Origin of the sequence: Albidovulum sp., assembly GCF_049646345.1 — a bacterium.
Classification (GTDB): Bacteria; Pseudomonadota; Alphaproteobacteria; order Rhodobacterales; family Rhodobacteraceae; genus Albidovulum.
The window spans coordinates 1-6,042 of record NZ_JBARVQ010000052.1; the positions used below are offsets into that span (position 1 = coordinate 1).

Below are 6,042 nucleotides of genomic sequence, written 5' to 3' on the forward strand. Positions count from 1 at the left end.
CCTGAACAGCGGCGGCGGTAAACTTTGGGAAATCCTGCAATGGAAGCATAGCTACTTCTCCTCCTCGTACCGGCGCAGCGCCTTGATCAGGGCATCGACGATCTTGTCGGTTTCATTTTCTGATAGAGTCAGTGGCGGCGAGATGATGATCACAGGACCGGCCGGCCGCACGATCACCCCTTCGTCGCGCGCAAAGGTCGCCACCATTTCGCCTTGCCCCTTGCCGGGATCGATAGGCTCGCGCGAGGCCTTGTCAGCCACCAGATCAAGCCCGACCATCAGCCCCTTTCCGCGCACCTCACCCACAAGCGACGACCAGTTGGTAATGTCCTTGAGCCCGTCCATGAGCCGCTTACCCATGCGCCCCGCATTGGCGGGCAGGTCTTCGTCTTCGACAATTTTCAAGGTGGCATTGGCGGCCGCACATCCAAGCGCATGGCCCGTGGCCGTATAGCCATGCATGATGAACCCCGTCGGGTCGATGCCCTTCTGCCAGGCTGCAAAAACACGTTCATTGATCACCGTCGCACCCAGCGGGATGTATCCTGCGGTGATACCTTTCGCGAAGCACATGATATCGGGCTTCACACCCCATCCGCGCGCGCCGAACATTGCGCCCGTGCGTCCAAACCCGGTCACAACCTCGTCCGAGATCAGCAGGATTCCGTATTTGTCCAGAACCTGACGCAGGCGGGGCCAGAAGCTTGCGGGAGGAACAATAATGCCCCCGGCCCCCTGCACCGGCTCCGCTATGAAGGCCGCGATGGTATGGGCCCCCTGATGCTGGATCAGCCGGTCGATTTGCGTGATAACCGCCTCGGACAGAGCTTCGGGGTCTTCGGAGTAGGGGTTGCGATAGGTCCAGGGGCTGTCGACCTGATAGCATCCGGGCAGAAGCGGCCCAGAGGCCGAGCGGTAGAGTGTTGAGCCGTTCACGGATGTGCCGCCGAACTGAATGCCGTGGTAGCCCTGCTTGAGCGAGATGAAACCGGTGCGTTCCGGCTCTCCCTCCAGCTTCCAGTATTGCCGGCTGAGCTTGAGCGCGGTTTCGACCGCATCCGACCCGTTGGCGGAGAAGAGCACGCGCGCCATGTTCTCTTCGGCTGTCATCTCGATGATCTTGGTGGACAACTCGATCGACGGGGGTGTCACCGTTCCGGCGAAACTTGAATAATAGCTGATATCTTCCATCTGCGCGGCTATTGCCGCCTTCACCTCGGGCCGGTTATGGCCGACATTGACATTCCACAGCCCGCCGACCCCGTCGACATAGGTCTTGCCGTCGATGTCGGTCACGTAAGACCCTTCGCCTTTGACGATGATCCGAGGGGGGCGTTGTTCGATGATCAATGGATGGGTCATCGGATGGATCTGATGACGCCCGTTGTTTTCACGAAGAAAGTTGTCGCGCGGGTTGGGAGTGTGCTGTGTTGATGTCATTGGCCTTACCTCACCGCGATGCAGACAGATTTTGTTTCGAGATACGCATCCAGCGCTGCGCGACCGTGTTCGCGGCCAAGGCCGGATTGCTTGTAGCCGCCAAAGGGCATGTTCGCGTCGGGCACATTGTGAGAATTCACCCAGACCGTGCCAGCCTGAAGCTGCGGCACATAGCGATGCATTGTGTTCAGGTTGGTCGTCCAGAGCGACGCGCCAAGGCCGTAACGCGTATCGTTCGCCATACGGATCGCGTCGTCCGGATCGTCAAACGGCGTGATAGTGAAGACAGGGCCAAAAACCTCGTCCTGCATGATCTTCATATCTTGCCGGACATCGGTGAAAATTTGCGGGTGGACAAAGAACCCATCGCCCGCATAGGCGTCCCCGCTCAGCAGCGGCGTTGCCCCCTCTTCGACACCACCCGCGATGCACGCAGAAACATGCGCCTGATGCTTGGCGGACACCATCGGGTTGATTGCGTTGGCAGGATCAAGCCCGGAGCCGACAGACAGCGCGCCCACCACGTCGGCCAGGACCTCGCACACCCGGTCATAGATGCCGCGTTGCGCATAGATGCGGGTGCCCGCACAGCAGGTCTGGCCCGAGTTGAACAACACGCCAATCCGGGCCGCTTCGGCAAGCTGATCGAGATCCATGTCATCGAACATCACCATCGGGGCCTTGCCGCCCAGTTCCAGCGTCACCCGCTTCATGTCCTGCATTGCCTGTATACCGATGATTTTGCCCACCTCGGTCGAACCGGTAAAGGTCAGCTTGTTGACGCCGGGATGGGCAGTCAGCGCAGCACCTGCCTCGGCTCCGGTTCCTGACACGACATTGACGACTCCGGGCGGCAGGCCCGCTTCAAGGCACAACTCACCCAAGCGAAGCGATGTGAGCGGCGTTTCCTCGGCGGGCTTCAGAACCACCGTATTACCGCAGGCCAAAGCGGGGGCGATTTTCCAGATCGCCATATTCAGCGGGAAATTCCAGGGCGTGATCGCCCCAACCACGCCGACAGGCTCCTTGCGCGTATAGGCCTGGTATTTTGCGCCCGGCGGCACCGCGATCGACACATCAATTGTCGAGCCTTCGATCTTGGTCGACCAGCCCGCCATGTAACGCAGATAGTTGGACGAGTTCCCTACCTCGACCAATCGCGACAGCATCACCGACTTGCCGTTGTTCAACGTCTCAAGTTGCGCCAGCTCTTCGCCGTTGGCCTCGATCAGGTCGGCCAACCGTAGCAATACACGCTGGCGTTCCACCGGCCGCATCCGGCTCCAGTCGCCTTCCAGTGCCCCCTGCGCGGCCTTCACGGCAAGATCAATCTCCGCTGCGCCACCCCTTGGTACTTTGGCAAGTTTCTTTCCCGTCGCAGGATTAAAAACATCCATCGTCCGACCATCCGCGGCAGCGGTTGAAGATGCCCCCAGAAGCAACTTTGCGGGCGAATCAAGATAGTCCGTGACCGCCGGAAGGATTTCCGAGACGGGACTATCAGAACGGGCTACATTCATGTTTTTCAACCTTTTTCTTTTCCAGCTTCGCCCCTTCATCGCATCAGCGGCGCGAAACGTCTTGACTTACTTTACATATAAAATTATCCATTTCCATATATTTTTTGAGGAGGCGAAAATGGCGGAGCGTTCATTTGCCAAGGAAGTGGAGCATCTCAGGCTTGGAGATGGGGACGTCTTTCGAGGCGAAGGAATCCTTGCGATCACCAAGGCGCTGTTGCAGTCCGGCATCTCCTATGTGGGCGGGTATCAGGGTTCCCCGATCTCGCACCTCATGGACGTTCTCGCCGATGCGAATGACATCCTCGATGATCTCGGCGTGAACTTCCAAAGCTCTGCAAACGAAGCCACTGCAGGCGCGATGTTGTCAGCCTCGGTCATGTATCCCCTGCGCGGTGCGGTGGCCTGGAAATCCACAGTCGGCACCAATGTCGCATCAGATGCGCTTGCCAACCTAGCCTCAGGCGGGGTCAAGGGCGGGGCCATGGTGATCGTGGGCGAGGATTATGGCGAAGGCTCCTCGATCATGCAGGAACGCACCCATGCCTTCGCGATGAAATCGCAGATGTGGCTTTTGGATCCACGCCCGGATCAGGAATGCATGGTCGGACTGATCGAGAAGGGGTTTGAGCTTTCCGAGGCATCCAACACGCCCGTTTTGCTTCAGGTGCGTGTCAGGTCCTGCCACATGACGGGGGAGTTCGTCTGCAAGGACAATGTGCGCCCGGACTTCACCCTGAAGGACGCCCTGAACAGCCCCAAGCGTGACCTGGATCGGATCGTCCTGCCGCCCGCAGCCTATGAACACGAGGTCGAAAAGATCGAGCGGCGCCTGCCTGCGGCCATCGACTTTGTGACGAAAAACAAGCTGAACGAATTCTTCGGGCCGACAGGCAAGGACAAGACCGGGAAAACCGGTCTGATTGTTCAGGGCGGCATGTATAACAGCACCATTCGGGCGCTTCAGTTTCTTGGCCTCAGCGATGCCTATGGCAACACCAAACTGCCGATCTACGTGATGAATGTCTGTTACCCGACGATCACCAGCGAGGTTGAGGTCTTTTGCGAGGGGCTGGATGCAGTTCTGGTTGTCGAGGAAGGCCAGCCAGAGTTCATCGAACAAGCCATCACGACAAGCATCGCGCGACTAAAGAAGCCCACGGAATTACACGGTAAGAAGTACCTTCCAATGGCTGGCGACTATACGGTTGTGGCCCTCACGAAAGGTATCGGGCAGTTCCTGGAGGACTATGAGGGAAATCTTCTGGGAAACCGTGCTCCGACTCCGGACTCGGTTCCGATATTGACCAATCCGGCTGTTGCCAAACTCAAGGACGTGGTCCCGCCACGCCCGCCGGGGCTTTGCACCGGATGCCCGGAACGGCCAATTTTCACTGCGATGAAACTGGTCTTCGAAGAACTTGGAGAGCATCACGTCTCGGCCGATATCGGTTGCCACCTGTTCTCGATCCTGCCGCCCTTCAATATAGGTGCGACAACAATGGGCTATGGGCTCGGCGCTGCCTCGTCAGCTGCCTTTAACGTTAAGGGCGCCAAACGCTCGATCTCGATTATGGGGGACGGCGGATTCTGGCACAACGGGCTGACAAGCGGCATTGGGCATGCGGTCTTCAACAAGCATGACGGCGTGTTCTTGATCATCGACAACTTCTACTCCTCGGCCACGGGCGGGCAGGACATCCTGTCATCCCGCGCCTTCAACAAGCGGCGAACCACCAACAATTCGATCGTCGATGCCGTGAAAGGTGTTGGTGCCAAATGGGTGCGTCAGATCGACCGGACCTATGATGTAAACCAGATGCGCGGCGTTCTCATGGAGGCCCTCACGACAGACGCCGAAGGCCCAAAGATCATCGTCGCGTCCTCCGAATGTATGCTGAACAAGCAACGGCGCGTCAAACCGCAGGTCGCGAAGGCGCTGAAGGCCGGCAAACGAACCGTTAAAGAGCGCTTTGGCGTCGACGAAGATGTCTGCACCGGCGATCACGCCTGTATCCGGCTGTCTGGCTGCCCCTCTCTTTCGGTCAAGGAATTGGACGACCCCCTGCGCGACGACCCCGTCGCCTCAATTGACACAACATGTGTTGCTTGCGGCAATTGCGGAGAGGTGGCGGATGCGGCTGTGCTTTGCCCTTCGTTCTACCGCGCCGAGGTCATCCACAACCCAACCGCCTGGGACAAGCTCAAGTCCGGCTTCACCCTGCCCGCAATCACCTATCTGCAAAACCGACGCGCGCGGCGCGTAGTCAGCTTTGAGGAGGCCGCACGTTGAAGGACGATACCGTAAAGCTGCCATTGGGGGCAGAAGGGGACGCGACAGAACGCCCCCTGTCCATCGCCATCGTCGCCATGGGCGGACAGGGTGGCGGCGTGCTGACCAACTGGATCGTGGAATTGGCGGAAGGTCAGGGGTGGATTGCACAATCGACCTCAGTGCCCGGAGTTGCACAGCGCACCGGCGCGACGATCTACTACGTCGAGATGATGAAACCGGGCAAGGACGGCCAAAAACCCGTGCTGGCACAAATGCCGACACCTGGCGACGTCGATGTCGTCATAGCGGCAGAATACATGGAAGCTGGCCGCTCGATCTTGCGCGGAATCGTCACGCCGGACCGAACCACACTTATCGCCTCTGACCACCGATCCCTGTCCACGATAGAGAAAATGGCGCCGGGCGAAGGTATCGCTGACAGCGGGGCGGTATCGGATGCGATCGGCATCGTTGCCAAGCGCCGGATCGTCTTCGATATGAACCGCATGGCCGTCGAAAACAGGTCTGTCATTTCCTCGGCCCTCTTTGGAAGCCTCTCAGCCTCGGGCGCATTGCCCTTCCCGCGCGAGGACTATCACGCCGTCATCCAGAAAAGTGGCAAAGGTGTCGAGGCCAGCATTCGCACCTTTGACGCTGCCGCGGCCCAGGTCGAAGCTGGCGAGAAAGGCGAAGCTCCGGGGCCGTTGAAACAGAGCGACACAACGCCTGCCGCCCTGCCACAGGCACTTGCCAACCCCCGTGCCAACACGCTTTTGCAACGTCTCCGCACGGAACTGCCGGCTGAGG

General features: G+C 59.1%; 4 protein-coding genes. 2 read left to right on the forward strand and 2 right to left on the reverse strand.

Going from position 1 to position 6,042, the window contains the following annotated elements:
• Nucleotides 1–51: 51 nt before the first annotated feature.
• Both WBB85_RS01290 and WBB85_RS01295 read right to left on the reverse strand, forming a co-directional pair.
• Nucleotides 52–1,440, reverse strand: a complete 1,389-nt coding sequence (locus WBB85_RS01290) for an aspartate aminotransferase family protein (RefSeq protein ID WP_432636816.1) — start codon at nt 1,438–1,440, stop codon at nt 52–54.
• 5 nt (nt 1,441–1,445) lie between these two features.
• On the reverse strand, nt 1,446–2,999 hold the full coding sequence (locus WBB85_RS01295; protein ID WP_432636817.1) for an aldehyde dehydrogenase family protein: 1,554 nt from the start codon (nt 2,997–2,999) through the stop codon (nt 1,446–1,448).
• A gap of 79 nt (nt 3,000–3,078) precedes the next feature.
• Here WBB85_RS01295 and WBB85_RS01300 point away from each other — a divergent pair, with 79 nt between their 5' ends.
• Nucleotides 3,079–5,253: a thiamine pyrophosphate-dependent enzyme gene (locus WBB85_RS01300; protein ID WP_432636818.1), complete on the forward strand. Its 2,175-nt coding sequence runs from the start codon at nt 3,079–3,081 to the stop codon at nt 5,251–5,253.
• A partial coding sequence (locus tag WBB85_RS01305) for an indolepyruvate oxidoreductase subunit beta family protein (protein ID WP_432636819.1) occupies nt 5,250–6,042 on the forward strand: 793 nt, incomplete at its 3' end. The genes WBB85_RS01300 and WBB85_RS01305, both read left to right, overlap by 4 nt.

Coding starts and splice junctions, on each gene's coding strand:
- WBB85_RS01290 (WP_432636816.1), bottom strand. CDS start 1,440: ATGACATCAACACAGCACACTCCCAACCCGCGCGACAACTTTCTTCGT.
- WBB85_RS01295 (WP_432636817.1), bottom strand. CDS start 2,999: ATGAAGGGGCGAAGCTGGAAAAGAAAAAGGTTGAAAAACATGAATGTA.
- WBB85_RS01300 (WP_432636818.1), top strand. CDS start 3,079: ATGGCGGAGCGTTCATTTGCCAAGGAAGTGGAGCATCTCAGGCTTGGA.